Origin of the sequence: Candidatus Alistipes pullistercoris, from assembly GCF_027665465.1 — a bacterium.
Taxonomy (GTDB): domain Bacteria; phylum Bacteroidota; class Bacteroidia; order Bacteroidales; family Rikenellaceae; genus Alistipes_A; species Alistipes_A hominis.
Genome location: NZ_JAQDED010000003.1, coordinates 59,272 through 76,413, shown reverse-complemented (window position 1 = coordinate 76,413; position 17,142 = coordinate 59,272). Strand labels below are relative to the sequence as shown.

The window sequence follows — 17,142 nt, the reverse complement described above, 5'->3', positions numbered from 1 at the left end:
CGGACGGAGGATAAATACGGGCCGCCTGCAAAACGGCCTGAAATTTCTGTTATTTACAGATATCGCTCAGCTTCCCGAACAGGGCATCGATGCGGGTCATCATATCCCGGCGCATCTGCGCGTAATGTTTCTTCACCAGACTTTTATTCTGTTTATCGGCCGGATGATTGGCCCGCTGGATCATCTCGTTACGGAAATCGACCGCCTCCTCGATGACGGCGACGATCCCCTCGCGTTTGCTCTGATCGTTGAAATAAAGAGCCATGTAACAATCCGAGATCACCTCGCTCACCAGGTAATCGATATCGTTTTTAATTCCTCTGAGACTTGCCATAACCTATTGTTTTTTAATGATTGTACAAAGGTAATAAAAACTATTGAATCTCAGCCAAAGCCTCTCCCAAAAAATCGATCAGGTCGGCGGCATTCATACCCTCCTGTCCGTAATAGGCCGCAGCCTTATCGCCGGCCGCGCCGTGGACATACACGCCGAGCAAAGCCGCCGACAGCGGTTCGTATCCCCGCGCCAGTAGTCCCGCGATATAGCCGGTCAGCACGTCGCCGCTGCCTCCTTTGGCCATTCCCGGATTCCCCGTCGCATTGAAATAAAGCTGTCCGTCCGGAGAGCAGACCATCGTATGCGCTCCTTTCACGACCATACAGCATCCGTAGCGCGCCGCGAACGTCCTCACCTTTTCGATTCGGTCTTGATCGTCGTTCCACGTTCCGACCAAGCGGCGCAATTCGCCCAAATGGGGAGTCAGTACGCATCCCGGAGGCATCGACCCGGCCAATTCGGGACGGGCCGCCAACATATTCAACGCATCGGCATCGATCACCATCGGCATCCCGCACGACAACAACGCCTCGAAAGCCCGCACGGACAAGTCGTGCCTCCCCACCCCGCTGCCGATCCCTACGGCGGCGTACTTCGTCATATCGTCCGGCAACCGGGAGAACACGGACATCGGATCGCCGCTGACCAGCGCCGACGGGCAAGACGTATGCAGAACGAACCGTTCTTCGGCAGGAACATGCGCCGTCACCAACCCGCATCCGGAACGCAGCGCGGCCCCTGTCGCCAATACGGCAGCCCCCATCATGCCCTGCGAGCCGCAAACCAGCAAGGCGTGCCCATAGGTTCCTTTGTGGGCAAAACGGCTACGGGGCAATACCAGTTCCGATACGTACCGACCGTCCGCATAATAATACGGCGACCGTGCCTGTCGTTTATAGTTCTCGTCCAGTTCGATCGGCAGAATAACGATTTCGCCGGCAGCCTCCCCCGCCTCGGACAGCAACAGCGCCAGCTTCGGGAACTCCAGCGTCAGCGTAACGTCGGCATACACGATCTCGCGCCCCGCATTGCCGTATTCGGACAACATTCCCGAAGGCAGGTCGATCGAAATCACCCGGCAGCCGAGCCCGTTGACAAGGGCGATCGCGCCGCGAACAGGCTCCGAGAGCCCGCCGCGGACGCCCGTACCGAGCAAAGCGTCGATCGCCACCGCATCCTCGGCAACTTCCACCCGATCCATGCCCTGCACCCGCACGCCGTGCGGCAGCCGTTCGAGGTTGTAGCGGCACTCGACCGACAGTTGCCGCTTATCGAACAAAACGTACACGGAACAGGAATACCCCACGTTGTGCAACATGCGCGCAACCGCCAGGCCGTCTCCGCCGTTGTTTCCTTTTCCGATAAAAAAAGCCAAAGGCTGCTCCTGCGGAATGTTGTTGCAAATCCACTGGGCGATCACTTCCGAAGCCCGTTCCATCAGCGCGAGACTCTCGATCGGTTCGTGTTCGATCGTATACTGGTCGGCCTCGCGTATCTGCGATCCTGTCAGAATTTTCATCGTATCATTTTTTAACGCCCGCGGATCAACGGGCTTTTTTGCCCGCTTCGCGAACCAGAAATTCAAAAAATTTCACCATCACGGTATCCCCGGCGACCGTATGATCCTCCGGATGGAACTGCGTACCGAAGAACCCCCTGTCCGGGTCCTCGATCGCCTCGACCACGCCGTCCGTCGCCGTAGCGGCCACACGGAATCCATCGGCCACCCGTTTGACGGCCTGATGGTGGAAACTGTTCGTCCGCAACGTATCCATACCGGTCGCCACTGCAACAAACGAGCCTTTCTCGACACGCACGGTATGCGTCGGTACGTACCCCGGCACCGCCTGCATGTGACACACCGAAGTATCGGCATATTCCGACGGCAAATCCTGATACAGCGTTCCGCCGAAGGCCACGTTGATCATCTGTATTCCGCGGCAAATGCCCAGCACCGGGATCTTATGTCGGGCGGCCAGTTCGATCAGCCTGAAATCGAACGTATCGCGCGGCGCATTGACATGCCCGAGATGCGGAGACGGCTCCTCGCCGAAATAGGCGGGATCGACATCGCCGCCGCCGGTCAGAATCAGTCCGTCGATCGACTGCAACAGTCCGTCCAGCTTCTGTTCGTCCCCGATCAGCGGAATCAACACGGGGACTCCCCCGGCCCGCAATACCGCATCGAAATAGGTGCGCGACACGGTCACCGTGCCTCCGTTGCAAAAATCGGAAATTCCGATCACCGGAACCCGCGATTCCGGCCGGGAGCCGCAGGCGCAGAGCACCGAGCAGAACCCGACGATAAACAATCCTAAAAATCGTTTCATAATAATCCCTCGATTTATACGAAGGCTGCCGGCGATAAACAACCGCCGGCAGCCTTCCAGTTCAAACGCCTTCCGGACATTAAGCCCCGAAGTTATCGTACATAATATTCTCTTCCGGCACGCCGAGTCCGTCGAGCATCTTGGTCATTGCGGCCGTCATCATCGGCGGTCCGCACAGGTAGTATTCGATATCTTCCGGCGCGTCGTGATTCTTCAGGTAGTTTTCGAAAATAACCTGGTGAATAAATCCGGTGTAGCCTTTCCAGTTATCCTCTTCCTTCGGCTCCGACAGCGCGATGTGGAACTTAAAGTTCGGGAATTCTTTTTCGATCTCCTCGAACTGCTCCTCGTAGAAAATTTCACGCTTAGAACGCGCCCCGTACCAGAATGTTACAGGAGTGTCGATTTTCTCGGTCTTGAACAAATGGAAGATATGCGAGCGCATCGGCGCCATACCGGCGCCGCCGCCGATAAACATTTTTTCGTTCGGAGTATCCTTCACGAAGAATTCGCCGTAGGGTCCCGAAATCGTCACTTTGTCGCCCGGCTTGCGCGAGAAAATATACGACGAACAAATTCCCGGGTTCACCTTCATAAAGGCCCCTGCGGCCCGATCCCAGGGCGGCGTGGCGATACGGATATTCAGCATGATGATATTCCCTTCGGCCGGATGGTTAGCCATCGAATAAGCGCGGAACGTCGGCTCCGGATTTTTCGTAACCAACCCCCACATCTTCATGTGATCCCAGTCCTCATGGTATTCCTGTTCGATGTCGAAATCGCTGAACTTGATCTCATCGTATTTCGGAATGTCGATCTGGATATAACCGCCCGAGCGGAATTTCAGATGTTCGCCTTCGGGCAACTTCACGACGAACTCCTTGATAAAGGTGGCCACGTTGTGGTTCGACACCACTTCGCACTCCCATTTTTTAACGCCCAGGACAGCTTCGGGCACCTTGATCTTCAGGTTTTCCTTCACTTTTACCTGGCATCCGAGGCGCCACTTCTCGGCCTGTTGCTTACGGGTGAAAAAGTTCACCTCGGTCGGTAGGATATCGCCGCCGCCTTCGAGCACCTGACATTTGCACATGCCGCACGAACCGCCGCCTCCGCAAGCCGAAGGCAGGAATATGCCGTTGTTGCCGAGCGTCGACAGCAACGTACTGCCGGGTTCCACGGTCAATGATTTTTCGCCGTCGTTAATATCGATTTTAACCTCTCCCGAAGGGGTCAGTTTCGCCTTGGCATACAGCAGCAACGCCACCAGGATCAAGGTTACTACCAGGAATGCTACGATCGCTATAATGATTGATAATCCCATCTCTATTTCACTATTTTACGGTTTACAACTGAATCCCCATGAACGTCATGAAGGCGATCCCCATCAGGCCGGTCAGGATGAACGTAATCCCGGCGCCGCGCAGCGGGGCGGGAATGTTCGAATAAGACAGCCTCTCGCGGATAGCGGCCATCAGAATGATCGCCAGCCACCAGCCGATCCCCGAACCGGCCGCGAACGCGGTAGCTTCGCCCAGAGAAGCGTAATCGCGCTCCTGCATGAACAGCGAACCGCCCATGATCGCGCAGTTCACCGCGATCAGCGGCAGGAAAATTCCCAACTGATTGTACAATGCCGGCGCGAATTTCTCGACCACCATTTCGACCAACTGCACGAACGACGCGATCACGGCGATAAAAACGATGAAACTGAGGAAGCTCAGGTCGATCTCGCTCTCGCCGCCCGGCCCGTAAGCCGGATTTATCCAGCCGAGGGCTCCCGGAGAAAGGATAAACTCGTTGAGCAGGTAATTGATCGGCACGGTCATCACCATCACGAAGATAACGGCGATACCGAGTCCCATCGCGGTTTTGACGCTCTTGCTGACGGCAATGTACGAACACATGCCGAAAAAGAACGCGAACACCATGTTGTCTATGAAGATAGACCTTACGAATATGCTGATAATGTTTTCCATACGTGCTTCGCTTTATTATTTCTCGATCAGGTTCTTGTTACGGCTGCGCTGCACCCAGATAATCAGGCCGACGCAGATCAACGCCATCGGCGGCAGGATCATCAGACCGTTGTTGACGTAACCTACGCTGTAAAGCCCGAGCTTCTCGAAAATGGGATACCCCCAGATGCTGCCCGATCCCAGCAACTCGCGGACAAAGCCGAGGATCACGAGGATCAGCCCGTATCCCAGGCCGTTGCCTATACCGTCGAGGAACGACGCCCAGGGTTTGTTACCCAGCGCAAACGCCTCGATCCGCCCCATGATGATACAGTTGGTAATAATCAGCCCGACAAACACCGAAAGCTGTTTGCTGACGTCGTAAACGAACGCCTTGAGCACCTGATCCACCAGAATCACCAGCGCGGCCACGACGACCAACTGCACGATGATCCGGATCCGCGACGGGATCCCTTTGCGGATCAATGAAATAATCAGACTCGAAAACCCGGTGACGACGATTACCGACAACGCCATCACGAAAGCGGGTTTCAATTTCGCCGTGACCGCCAGCGCCGAACAGATACCCAGTATCTGCACCGTGATCGGGTTGTTCTGACCGAACGGCGAGGTCAGCAACTTCAAATTCTTAACCGAAAAAATCGGCTCTTTTTCCTGGCTACTCATTGTTTTCCGAATTATTGGTTACTACTTCCGCCGTTTTACCCGGAGACGCCGCAAGCTGTTTCCGGATATAGGCGTCATAATCGCCGAGGCAGCTTTTCAGCATGTTCTCGACGCCGATACTGGTCAGCGTACCGCCCGAAACGGCATCCACCGCATAAGGATCGCCCTGTTGCGCGCCGCCTTTCTGCAGGCGGATCGCCACGACTTTACCGTCCTTGAGAATCTGTTTCCCTTTGAACTGAGCCTGGAACTGCGCAGTCGAAATTTCGGCGCCCAGCCCCGGCGTTTCGCTCTTGTGGTCGAATACGATACCTTCGACCGTGTCCCAGTTGTCCGCCAGCGCGACATATCCCCAGACCGGCCCCCAAAGTCCGGCGCCCCAGACCGGGATCACGTAGCTGACACTCCCCTCGTCGTTTTTGCTGACGAATACGGGCAGTTCCCTTTCGGCGGCCGGTTTGTCGTATTCGGCTTTCAGGTTCGTCAACAGAGCGAACGCGTCCGCCCCTTCGACCTTATCTCCTTCGACGTTGACGGCATAACTGTCCACGATGTATTTTTTATACTGCTCGTTGATATAGGCCGCTTTGTTCGGCGCCTTGTCCGCATCGCCGCCTTCGCCGATCGAGCGCAGGATATCGCCCATTTTCTCGATTCTCACGTTCTCGGCCTGAATATTTTTCAGCGACAGCGAAGCAAACGAGAGCACCGCCGCCACGATCACCACCATGACCGAAGCATAAGTGATAATATACGTATTACTGTTCTTATTCATACCCCTACTCTATTTAGCTAATTTCAAACGACGGTTCCGGCGACGGATATTGGCTTGCACCACATAGTAGTCGATCAGCGGAGCCACCGCGTTCATAAACAGGATCGACAGCATCATGCCTTCCGGATAACCGGGATTCAGCACCCGGATCAGCACCGCCATCACCCCGATCAGGAATCCGTAAATGTACTTGCCGACGTTCGTCTGGCTGCCGGTCACCGGATCGGTCGCCATAAAGACCGCACCGAAGGCGAACCCGCCGATAATCAGGTGGTAATATGCCGGAATATCCATGTAGGCATTCGCGCCGATCAAGTTGAACAGCAAGCCCATCAGATAGCCGCCGGCAAACACGCTGAGCATCACGCGCCAACTGGCGATGCCCGTCCACAGCAGGATCGCCGCGCCGATCAGGATCGCCAGCGTCGAAGTCTCGCCGATACATCCGGGTATCGTCCCGAGGAACCAGTCCAGCGGACCGCCCTGCGTCCAGTGTATCTGCTGCGAGCCGGTCAGCACGGCCGACGCCGCATCGGCCAGCGGAGTCGCCCCCGAAAAACCGTCTACGACGCCCTCGCCTTTGGTCAGGCCGGCGATCCAGATCTTTTCGCCTGAAATATAGGGCGTATAAGCGAAGAAAATAAACGCCCGGGCCAGCAAGGCCGGGTTGAAGATATTCATTCCGGTACCGCCGAATACTTCCTTGCCGATAATCACGGCGAAAGCGGTCGCAACGGCCACCATCCACAGCGGCACGTCGACCGGCATCACCAGCGGAATCAGCATTCCGCTGACCAGAAACCCTTCATTCACCTCGTGATGGCGAATCTGCGCCGAAATAAATTCGATCCCCAGACCGACCACGTACGAGACAATGATGATCGGCAGCACTTTCAGCAAACCGAACCAAAAACACGTCCAGAACGGAGCGTCACCCGCGCCGATGGCCCGGAAATGCTGCAATCCGGTATTGTACATCCCGAACAGCAAAGCCGGCATCAATGCCACGACCACCACGATCATCACCCGTTTCAGGTCGATGCTGTCGCGGATATGGCTGCCGCTGCGGGTTACGTGATTCGGTACGAACAGGAACGTCTCGAAAGCATCGAACGTCGAATGAAGTTTTTCGAACTTGCCGCCCTTTTCGAAGTTCGGCTTGATCTTATCTATAAAATTTCTTAATCCTTTCATGGGTCGTTCAGGTTAGTTAAGCTCTTTGATCATCAGTTCGATCCCGCGGCGGACGATATCCTGCATCTCGGTTTTCGACGGATCGACGAATTCGCACAGCGCGAAATCCTCCTCGACCACCTCGTAGATGCCCAGGTTCTCCATTTTGTCGATATCTCCGGCGAGAATCGCCTTCAACAGATAGAGCGGATAGATGTCCATCGGCAGGTATTTGTCATACAGCCCGGTTACCACATAAGCGCGGACGCCGCCGTTCATGTTGGTATCGAGATTATAACGCTTGCGGGGCGTCAGCCACGAGAAATAACTCTTCGACACCGAGAACTTATCCAGCCGCGGCATACCCCAACCGAGGAACTCGTATTTGTTCCCTTCGGGGATCACGGTCACCTGGTTGCTGTAAAATCCGAGGTATCCGTCCGGTTCCACCTTTTTACCGGTCAGCACGTTGCCGCTGATCAGGCGCACCCGATCGCCCGCGCGCTGCGGACGGATCTCGACCTGGCGCGCGATGCTGCCGACCGGAATGCCCGACAGCACGCTAAAATAGCGCGGATCGGTCGTCTCTGAACCGGTCAGCGCAACGATCTTGCTCATATCGACCCGGCCGGTACGGAAAAACCGTCCGATCATCGCCACGTGCTGAATATCGACCGTCCACACCAGGTCGCCTTTGTTGATCGGATCGATATGGTGAATCTGAACGCCCACGTTCCCGGCCGGATGCGGCCCGTCGAACGCGCGCACTTCCACGCCTTTCACCCGATCCAACACCCCGGATGCTCCGGCTTTCAAACCCAGGTAGACTTTCCCCGGCGTCAGCTTCGACAGCATGGCGAAACCGGTATTCAAATTATCCAACTCTTTCTCCAATACGTAATTCATATCGGGAGCCAGCGGCGCCGAATCGAATCCGGAAACGAAAACGGCTTTCGGCGTCTGTCCCGGATCGGCGATGATTCCGTAAGGACGCTGAACGATCATCGGCCACAGACCGGAACTCAACAGCGCCGAAGTGACGTTTTCCTTGTCGGCGGACTCTTCGGTGGGAACCTCGAACGGCTCGTAAACCTGTTCAGCGGTCGGAGCGATCACCACGTCGAGGATCTTACGCTTATCCCCGCGGTTTATGGCGGTCACCTTCCCGCTGACCGGCGAGGTGAACAACACCTGCGGACGGTACTTGTCGTAAAACAGCGGCGTTCCGGCCTTCACGACGTCGTCCACCCGAACCAGCATCTTCGGGATGACCCCCTTGAAATCGTCCGGTTTCAGCGCATAGGCATGTACCAGCGGCAGCCGGGTCAACTCGCGTCGGGCTTCCCCTTGCAACCGGATATCAAGGCCTTTTTTCAACTTTATGACTTGCGACATATTCGGTAGATTATTGATAGTAATTTATTAAGGTGTCTTTTTCATTCGTTTTTCGGTCAGCGGATTCCCAGCTTATCCTTTATATCCTGCGGAATCGCCTCGCGATGTACCTGGATACCGACCGTTTTATAAAGCAGGAAAGGTTCCGAAGCGTAAAAATAACCTTTATACAAACCCGTTTCGCCCCAGGAGTTTTTCACTTTGTAGAATTTCCGGCCGTGCTGGTCCGCCGCGATCCCCACCAGCAGCATCCCGTGATCGTCGGTCGTCTCGTAACGATCGAAAGCCTGTTGCCGCATTTCGGGCGTGATTTGGCGTTCGGGAAGCACGCCCGTTTTCAGTAGCGTCCGTTTCCGGATCTCGTCGTCGGTAAGCCCTTTCCAGCGCGCGCTGTCCGCCGGAGGAATTTCCGCCGCCGACTCGACCGGAACGATCGCACGGCCCTCCCGGAAGCCGAATCCGTTCTCGCTGACGTCGGACGCCCAGTTGACCGCATATCCTTTCCGCAGCGAAACGTCGACGATCCGGCCCAGCTCCTCCATCGTCACGTTGTAGAACGGCGACCAGTTCCAATTATCGGGTATTTCGAGCGGGAAAGCCGTATAAAGCGGATGGTGCGTCATTGCCGTGAGCACTACGTAATCGTCGCGGCGAATACCCAGCTCCTGCGCAAAACTTTTCGGAGTATATTCTTTTCCGTCGTAAACGAATTTTTCGGGACAGGGGCCCAGGTAAGCGTCCAGTATCCCGTTCAGACCGTCGATCCAAGACGCGGAAAGCCGTTTGGACGGATTCCCGATCACCGCATCCGTATAGGCTTTGAGAGCAACGCTCAGTTCTTCGTGCGAGTGCCTCGACGCGCCGTCCTTCAATCCAGAATAGACCGTCTCGGGCACGATTCCGTAACGGTCGACGATGTATACGACGTCATCCAGCGTCCCCCCCTCGGAGAAATTGGCCTTACCGTGCAGGCGGGCGTATTTGATCGCTTTTTCGAGGTAAGTATGGCGGACGATCCACATTTCGGAAAGGTCGTAAACGCCTTTCCCGCGACGAAGCAACTCGCTCTCCGCCATCGCCGTGCCCGAAAAGCTCCAGCAGGTGCCGGACTTCGCCTGATCCTTCACCGGCGTCACGGGCACCAGCACTTTATCGGCAAATACATAGGCTCCGGTATCCTTTCCGTCCTCCTTGGTCTGTTTCGACGTATTTTTCGCACCGGCGACACCGATCAGCAGTGCGCACAACACCCCACACAGCAAATATTTTTTCATGCGTTCGACACAAAATTTAATTTTGCGTTACAAATATAACAATAATTATTTTATTTTTCTTTTCCAGGACGGATGCAGTCGCCGAATCCGGCGCTATTTATCAACAATCGATCGTCAATCGCCGGGCAACGTTCCGGCGTCCCCGCTTTTCCGGTAATCGTCCGTTATCTCGGTAAAGCCGCGACTGTAACGCTGCATATAATCCCTCGTCCGCCGGACGAAGCGATCCAGCCCCGGCCGTTGTTGCGGCGAAACCGTTTCGCGGGAATAGGCCGGAACGATCTCGTAACGATGCCCCGAGCGGCTCCCCGGGTCGGATGAGATCGACGTCCAGTGGATCAGGTACTCGGGACGGTAAGCCGTCCGCCCGTCTGCGCCGAGCGACAGCCCGATCCGCACCGATATGCCGCCGTCCGTACCGGGAAAACGCTGGTTCGAAACAAAATTGCCCATCGAAAAAACGGTCGCCCCGCAAATCCTGCCCGACGAATCGGATACCGTTTCGACCGACTGAACGACGTGCGGATGCGAACCGATCACCAGATCGGCCCCCCAGCGATGGCTCCGGGCGGCCAAGTCGCGCTGCCAGCGATTCGGCAACGTCTCGTACTCGTTGCCCCAGTGCAGAAACAGCACCACGTGCGTCGCCCCGTTGCCGCGCGCGCCGGCGATATCCTGCCGGATACGGAGCGTATCGATCCGGTTCACCGTATAACCGCGCGGGACGGACAGTCCGTTGGTCCCGTAAGTATAATTCAGCAATGCCACCCGAAAATCCCCTTTCCGCAACCAAAGCGGGTGGCGGGCCGGATCGGGAAGCGTATCGGCGAATACCCCGGTATACTCCAGGCCGGCCTGCACGAGCGTATCGAGCGTAGAACGGATTCCGGCCCCGCCGCGGTCGCAGATATGGTTGTTCGCCGCGACGGCCACGTCGATACCGACCCGGCGCATCGCCCCGGCCAACGCGCCGGGCGAGCGAAACTGAGGATACCCCGAATAGGGTTCCCCGCCGAGCGTGGTTTCCAAATTGGCAATTACGAAGTCGGCCGAAGCGAAATAATTTTTCAACCGCGAAAAACAGGCGGTGTAGTCGATTCCGCCGTCTCGTCGGAAGGCGGCCTGCACCTGCGGAAGGTGTTGCATCAGGTCTCCGGTAAAGATCAGCGTCAACTGTCGGTCGTCCTCAGCCGGAACGGCAACGCACGCCGGGATGTCCGGCGCCCCGGAATGCCGGATTATCCGGTACACGGAAAACGTTCCGACCGAAACCGTAACGATGATCGCGCACACCAACCAGACGAGGGACCGTTTGCTCATTGGATACCGTTTATTACCTTTGCTCCGCAAAGCTAATCATTTTTCGCAGATGTACCCGCTTATCGACATCCATACGCACCGGAAAGAACCGGACGCCGCCGCCCTGCGGTCGATACGGCTCGGCACGGATGCCGTGCCTTCCGACGGTTCGCTCTTTTCGGCGGGCATCCACCCGTGGGACAGCGAAAAAGCCGATCCGCAAGGACTGCGGCAGCTCGAAACGCTGCCCTGCGCGGCGATCGGCGAAATCGGGCTCGACTACGCCGTATCGGTCGACCGAACGGCACAACGCGAATGGCTGGTTCGGCAACTGGAGATCGCCCGCAGACGCGGGCTGCCGGTTATCTTGCACTGTGTCAAAGCCTACAACGAAATGCTGCCGACCCTGCGCCCGTTCGACATACCGGCCGTTTTCCACGGATTCGCCGGATCGAAACAACTGGCCGGACAGGTGTTGAAAGCGGGATATTACCTGTCGTTCGGCGAAACGGCATTCCGTTCTTCGAAAACGGCGGACGCGCTGCGCAATACCCCATCCGACCGTCTTTTCCTCGAAACGGACGAAAGCGCGGCCGGGATCGGTTCCATCTACGAACGAGCGGCGGCGATCCGGGGAGTCTCCGTCGCGGAACTGGCCGCCGAAATCCGTAAAAACTATCGAAAAATATTCGCCGCATGACTCATTGGCTCGAACGAACGGAACTGCTGCTGGGCAGCGAAAAGATGAAACGGCTGCAAAACGCGCGCGTACTGGTGGTCGGGCTGGGAGGCGTGGGTGCCTATGCCGCCGAAATGCTCGCCCGCAGCGGCATCGGCGCGCTGACGATCGTAGACGCCGACGACGTTTCGGAAACGAATATCAACCGGCAACTGGTCGCCCTGCATAGTACGGTCGGACGGCCGAAAGCGGAAATACTGGCTGCTCGCCTGCAAGATATCAACCCGCAGTTGCGCCTGACCGTACTCCGGGAGTATGTCCGGGACGAAGCGACCGACCGGCTGCTCGACGGAGGAAAGTTCGATTACGCGGTCGATGCGATCGATACGCTGTCGCCGAAAGTAAATCTGATCAAGGGAGCCCTCGACCGCGGGATTCCGCTGGTCAGTTCGATGGGGGCCGGAGCCAAAACCGATCCTACGCTGATCGAAATCAGAGACATTGCGAAATCGCATCACTGTCCGCTGGCGCACATGCTGCGAAAAAGATTGCATAAAGCGGGAATCCGGACGGGGTTCCGGGTCGTTTTTTCACCCGAAGCGGTCCGCGAAGGCGCCATGATCCTATGCGAGGAAACCAACAAAAAATCCAATGTCGGCACGATATCCTACATGCCCGCACTGTTCGGCTGTCACTGCGCATCGGTCGTCATCCGGGGGCTGATCGGGGAATTATAACCGGCTTCGATAAAAAATACCGGCGGCGGCCCCAAAAACCGTTCCTTTACTCTTACTTTTCGATCGGTTTGACCCGGCAAGGCAGTTCGACCCAGAAAGCGCTGCCTTCGCCCTTCTCCGAGACGACTCCGATCGTCCAATTATAAATACCCAATGACGCGATCCATCCGGCAGGTATAAATTACGCCGTTTTCAATCAAGAGATCAAAAACGGCGTTCATGCGTTACATTTCGACCAAAACTTTCCCGGTCATCTCGGGTGGCTGGGACAGGCCCATCAATTTCAGCACGGTCGGGGCCACATCGGCCAACACGCCGTTGCGGACGCTCTTGACGCGGTCGGACACCACTATAATGGGCACCGGATTCAACGAATGAGCCGTATTCGGGGTTCCGTCCGGATTCTCGGCATGGTCGGCATTACCGTGATCGGCGATAACGACGACCTCGTAACCGTTCGCCTTCGCCGCCTCGACCACGTCGCGCACGCAGGCGTCCACCGCTTTGACCGCCTTGACGATCGCATCGTAAACGCCGGTATGTCCCACCATGTCGCCGTTGGCGAAGTTCAGGCAGATGAAATCGAATTTTTTCTTGTTCAACTGCTCGACCAGAGCGTCCTTTACCTGATAAGCGCTCATCTCGGGTTGCAGATCGTAAGTAGCCACTTTCGGGGAAGGGATCAGAATCCGTTCCTCTCCGCCGAAAGTCTCTTCGCGGCCGCCGTTCAGGAAAAACGTCACGTGCGCGTATTTCTCCGTTTCGGCGATGCGCAACTGACTGAGGCCCTGCGACGATACATATTCGCCGATCGTATTGGCCACGTTGTCTTTGTCGAAAAGGATGCGCAGGCCGGTGAACTTGGCGTCGTAAGGGGTCATGCAGCAATAGTACAGCGACAGCTTCTTCATGTCGTAATCGGGCATATCCTCCTGCGTCAGCACGACCGTCAGCTCCTTCGCCCGGTCGTTGCGGAAATTGAAGAAGATCACCACGTCCCTGTCCTGGATCGTACTGACCGGATCGCCCTGTCCGTCAACGCAGACGATCGGCTTGATAAATTCGTCGGTCACCCCTTCGTCGTAGGATTTCTGCACGGCGGCGGCGGCGTCCGTCGCCTTTTCGCCCACGCCTTTCACGATCAGGTCGTAAGCTTCCTTGACCCGTTCCCAGCGCTTGTCGCGGTCCATCGCATAATAACGGCCGATGACCGAAGCGATTTTTCCGGCCGAATGCTTCAGGTGCCCCTGCAATTTCTCCACAAATCCCTTTCCGCTGCGCGGGTCGGTATCGCGGCCGTCCATAAAACAGTGTACGAACGTCTTGTCGATCCCGTACTCTTTCGAAATATCGCACAACTTGAACAAATGATCGAGCGAACTGTGCACGCCGCCGTCCGACAGCAGGCCCATGAAATGCACCTGCTTGCCGTTCACCTTCGCATAGGTGAACGCCTTCACGATCTCCGGATTCTTCAGAATCGAATTGTCGCGGCAGGCCCGGTTGATCTTCACCAGATCCTGGTATACGACGCGTCCGGCGCCGATATTCAGGTGACCTACTTCCGAATTACCCATCTGTCCGTCGGGAAGGCCGACGTTTTCGCCGTCGGTCAGCAACTGCGCCGACGGATATTTGGCCTCCAGGCCGTTGATATAGACCGGGTCGGCCGAATAAACCACATCGTCGTGGCCGTGATCGCCTTTGCCCCAGCCGTCCAAAATCATCAGTAATACTTTGTTTGCCATCGTCTTTCTTTTTTCGGGGAAACCTGTCCGTTTCCCGCTCTTCCACTTATTTCAATTCTCCTTTGATCAATTCCACGGCTCTGAAAATAGCCTTTTCGAGTCCTTCGGGTTTCTTACCGCCGGCCGTCGCGAAGAACGGCTGCCCGCCGCCTCCGCCGCCGATCTCTTTAGCCGCCTCGCGGATCACTTTCGACGCATTCACACCCCGGGCCACGATCTCGTCGCCCAGCATAATCGTCAACGTCACCTTGTCGCCGAAGGCCGATCCGGTCACGAACACGAGATTCGGAAATTTCGGCTTCAGCCCGAAAGCGATTCCTTTAATGACGTCGGGCATCAAATCCAACTGGCGAGCGACCAGTACGACGCCGTCCTCCTCGGTCAGGTTCGGCTCAATGGATGCCACCAGCGATTGGATACGCTCCTTGCGCTGCTGCTCCATCTGTCTGTTCAGTTCCGAATTCTCCTCGACCAGCTTTTTGATCGCCTGAGTCACCGAAGGATTATTCACATACCGCTGAACAGCTCGCAGGGTATCCTCAAGCGAATAGACGTATTCCATCGCCCGGTCGCCCGTCAGCGCTTCGATACGCCGCACGCCGGCCGAAATGGCGCTTTCGGAAACGACCTTGAAAAAACCGATGCTGCCGGTCGCAGGAACATGGGTTCCGCCGCAGAGTTCGACCGACTTTCCGTACTGGATCACCCGCACGCGGTCGCCGTATTTTTCGCCGAACAACATCATGGCCCCGAGTTTACGGGCCTCTTCGATCGGGTATTCGCGGCGTTCCTGCAACGGAAAGTTGCTGCGGATATCCCGGTTGACCAACTTTTCGACTTCGCGGATCTGCTCGTCGGTTACCTTCTGGAAATGCGAAAAGTCGAAACGCAGGTAATCGGAACATACGAGCGACCCTTTTTGTTCGACATGATCGCCGAGCACCGTACGCAGCGCTTTATGCAACAGGTGCGTGGCCGTGTGATTAGCCGCCGTGTTCGCCCGCGCTTCGCCGTCCACTACCGCACGGAACTTCGCCGAAAGATCGTCCGGAAGCCGATCGACCAGATGGACGGTCAGGTTGTTCTCCTTTTGGGTATCGGTGACCGGAATCTTCTGTTCGTCGCTCTCGATGTACCCGCGGTCGCCGGTCTGCCCGCCCGAATTACCGTAGAAAGGCGTCTGGTCGAAAACCAACTGATAGTAAGTCTTGTTCTTGGCGGTAACGCGACGATAACGCGAAATCCGCACGTCGCTTTCGAGCGTATCGTAACCGATGAAGCGACTCTCGGCGATCGGGAACAGTTCGACCCAATCGTCGGTATCGACCGCCGCCGCGTTGCGCGAACGCTCTTTTTGTTTCTGCAGTTCGGCAGAGAATTCCTCGCCGTTTACCGTCATGCCGTTTTCCTGAGCGATCAGTTCGGTCAGGTCGATCGGGAATCCGTAAGTATCGTACAGCAGGAACGCTTCGCTGCCGCTGATCACCCGGCTGCCGGCGGCCTGTTCCTTTTTGATCACATTGTCGAGCAGATTGATCCCGGTAGCCAATGTCCTCAGGAATGCGGCTTCCTCCTCGGCGATCACTTTGGTAATCAGATCCTGCTGCGCCGCCAGTTCGGGGAACTGTTCGCCCATCTGCCGGACGAGTCCGTCGACCAACTGGCAGATAAACGGCTCGTTGAAACCGAGGTAAGTATATCCGTACCGCACGGCGCGGCGCAGGATACGCCGGATCACGTACCCGGCCTTCACGTTCGACGGCAGCTGCCCGTCGGCAATCGAGAAAGCAATCGCCCGCAGGTGGTCGGCAACCACCCGCATCGCGATATCGGCCCTGCGATCCTGACCGTAAACTTTTCCGGACAGTTCGGCCAGACGCCGGATCGTCGGTTGGAATACGTCGGTATCGTAATTGCTCTGTTTGCCCTGCAACACCATGCAAAGCCGTTCGAAGCCCATGCCGGTATCCACGTGGCGGGCCGGCAGCAGTTCCAGTTCGCCGCTGGCCTTGCGGTTGAACTGCATGAAAACCAGGTTCCATATCTCGATGACCAGGTGGTGCCCCCGGTTCACCAACTCGCGTCCGTCCAACGCGGCCCGCTCCTCGTCCGAGCGCAGATCGTAATGGATTTCGCTGCACGGGCCGCAAGGCCCCGTATCGCCCATTTCCCAGAAATTATCGTGACGGTTTCCGAGAATGATATGGTCTTCGGGCAGGAACTGCTTCCAATACTGGTAGGCCTCGTTGTCACGGTCGATATTTTCATCGGGACTCCCCTCGAAAATCGTCGCGTACAAACGCTCTTTCGGCAGGCCGTACACGTCGGTAAGCAACTCCCACGCCCACGAGATCGCCTCTTTCTTAAAATAATCCCCGAACGACCAGTTGCCGAGCATTTCGAACATCGTGTGATGGTAAGTGTCGTGGCCGACCTCCTCCAGGTCGTTGTGCTTGCCCGACACGCGCAGACATTTCTGCGAATCGGCCACCCGGCGGTCTTTGATCGGAGAGTTCCCCAGGAACAAATCTTTAAACTGGTTCATCCCGGCGTTGGTGAACATCAGGGTCGGGTCGTTCTTGACGACCATCGGAGCCGACGGCACGATCACATGCCCTTTGCTGCGGAAAAAATCGAGAAAAGTTTTTCTGATTTGATTAGAATCCATACCTTACTTATAATATCTGCGTACTGCGATGCGTTATCTTGTAGGAAATTGCAAAATTAAGTAAATTAGTCTAATTTTGTCA

15 protein-coding genes are annotated in these 17,142 nt (G+C 56.5%); 2 read left to right on the top strand and 13 right to left on the bottom strand.

Translation table 11 applies throughout. The features are described 5' to 3' along the window. Positions 1-49: 49 nt before the first annotated feature. The 11 genes from PGR91_RS05905 to PGR91_RS05855 form a co-directional block, all read right to left on the bottom strand. Positions 50-334 (bottom strand): hypothetical protein, encoded by a 285-nt coding sequence (locus PGR91_RS05905; protein WP_055203957.1) that lies wholly within the window; start codon positions 332-334, stop codon positions 50-52. Between the two features lie 40 nt (positions 335-374). Continuing rightward, positions 375-1,856 (bottom strand): NAD(P)H-hydrate dehydratase, encoded by a 1,482-nt coding sequence (locus PGR91_RS05900; RefSeq protein ID WP_118656521.1) that lies wholly within the window; start codon positions 1,854-1,856, stop codon positions 375-377. 25 nt (positions 1,857-1,881) lie between these two features. Continuing rightward, positions 1,882-2,667, bottom strand: a complete 786-nt coding sequence (locus tag PGR91_RS05895) for a gamma-glutamyl-gamma-aminobutyrate hydrolase family protein (RefSeq protein ID WP_222613611.1) — start codon at positions 2,665-2,667, stop codon at positions 1,882-1,884. 79 nt (positions 2,668-2,746) lie between these two features. Beyond that, positions 2,747-3,991: an NADH:ubiquinone reductase (Na(+)-transporting) subunit F gene (gene nqrF, locus PGR91_RS05890; RefSeq protein WP_055203952.1), complete on the bottom strand. Its 1,245-nt coding sequence runs from the start codon at positions 3,989-3,991 to the stop codon at positions 2,747-2,749. Positions 3,992-4,013: 22 nt separating this feature from the next. Then, positions 4,014-4,646: an NADH:ubiquinone reductase (Na(+)-transporting) subunit E gene (gene nqrE / locus PGR91_RS05885; protein ID WP_055203950.1), complete on the bottom strand. Its 633-nt coding sequence runs from the start codon at positions 4,644-4,646 to the stop codon at positions 4,014-4,016. A gap of 15 nt (positions 4,647-4,661) precedes the next feature. Next, complete coding sequence (locus PGR91_RS05880; protein ID WP_118458837.1) at positions 4,662-5,312, bottom strand: NADH:ubiquinone reductase (Na(+)-transporting) subunit D; 651 nt, start codon at positions 5,310-5,312, stop codon at positions 4,662-4,664. Next, the gene (gene nqrC, locus PGR91_RS05875) at positions 5,305-6,087 is read right to left on the bottom strand and encodes an NADH:ubiquinone reductase (Na(+)-transporting) subunit C (protein ID WP_101570790.1); all 783 of its coding nucleotides are present in this window, start codon (positions 6,085-6,087) and stop codon (positions 5,305-5,307) included. Before nqrC ends, PGR91_RS05880 begins: the two co-directional genes overlap by 8 nt. Positions 6,088-6,096: 9 nt before the next feature. After that, on the bottom strand, positions 6,097-7,281 hold the full coding sequence (locus tag PGR91_RS05870; protein WP_101570792.1) for an NADH:ubiquinone reductase (Na(+)-transporting) subunit B: 1,185 nt from the start codon (positions 7,279-7,281) through the stop codon (positions 6,097-6,099). Between the two features lie 12 nt (positions 7,282-7,293). Next, positions 7,294-8,655 (bottom strand): Na(+)-translocating NADH-quinone reductase subunit A, encoded by a 1,362-nt coding sequence (locus PGR91_RS05865; protein WP_118656519.1) that lies wholly within the window; start codon positions 8,653-8,655, stop codon positions 7,294-7,296. A 56-nt stretch (positions 8,656-8,711) separates the two neighbouring features. Then, positions 8,712-9,929 carry an aminopeptidase C gene (locus tag PGR91_RS05860; protein WP_118656517.1) on the bottom strand — a complete coding sequence of 406 codons (1,218 nt, stop codon included), beginning with the start codon at positions 9,927-9,929 and terminating at the stop codon, positions 8,712-8,714. A 114-nt stretch (positions 9,930-10,043) separates the two neighbouring features. Then, on the bottom strand, positions 10,044-11,249 hold the full coding sequence (locus tag PGR91_RS05855) for a CapA family protein (protein ID WP_101570797.1): 1,206 nt from the start codon (positions 11,247-11,249) through the stop codon (positions 10,044-10,046). Between the two features lie 49 nt (positions 11,250-11,298). Here PGR91_RS05855 and PGR91_RS05850 point away from each other — a divergent pair, with 49 nt between their 5' ends. Both PGR91_RS05850 and PGR91_RS05845 read left to right on the top strand, forming a co-directional pair. Continuing rightward, entirely contained in the window at positions 11,299-11,928 is a 630-nt protein-coding gene (locus PGR91_RS05850) for a TatD family hydrolase (protein ID WP_172970762.1), read from the top strand. Next, complete coding sequence (locus PGR91_RS05845; protein WP_182424239.1) at positions 11,925-12,644, top strand: tRNA threonylcarbamoyladenosine dehydratase; 720 nt, start codon at positions 11,925-11,927, stop codon at positions 12,642-12,644. Before PGR91_RS05850 ends, PGR91_RS05845 begins: the two co-directional genes overlap by 4 nt. Positions 12,645-12,868: 224 nt before the next feature. Here PGR91_RS05845 and gpmI read toward each other — a convergent pair whose 3' ends face one another. Together gpmI and alaS are read right to left on the bottom strand one after the other, a co-directional pair. Beyond that, positions 12,869-14,392 carry a 2,3-bisphosphoglycerate-independent phosphoglycerate mutase gene (gene gpmI / locus PGR91_RS05840; protein ID WP_118656513.1) on the bottom strand — a complete coding sequence of 508 codons (1,524 nt, stop codon included), beginning with the start codon at positions 14,390-14,392 and terminating at the stop codon, positions 12,869-12,871. A gap of 46 nt (positions 14,393-14,438) precedes the next feature. After that, complete coding sequence (gene alaS / locus PGR91_RS05835; protein ID WP_055203930.1) at positions 14,439-17,060, bottom strand: alanine--tRNA ligase; 2,622 nt, start codon at positions 17,058-17,060, stop codon at positions 14,439-14,441. Between the last annotated feature and the right edge of the window lie 82 nt (positions 17,061-17,142).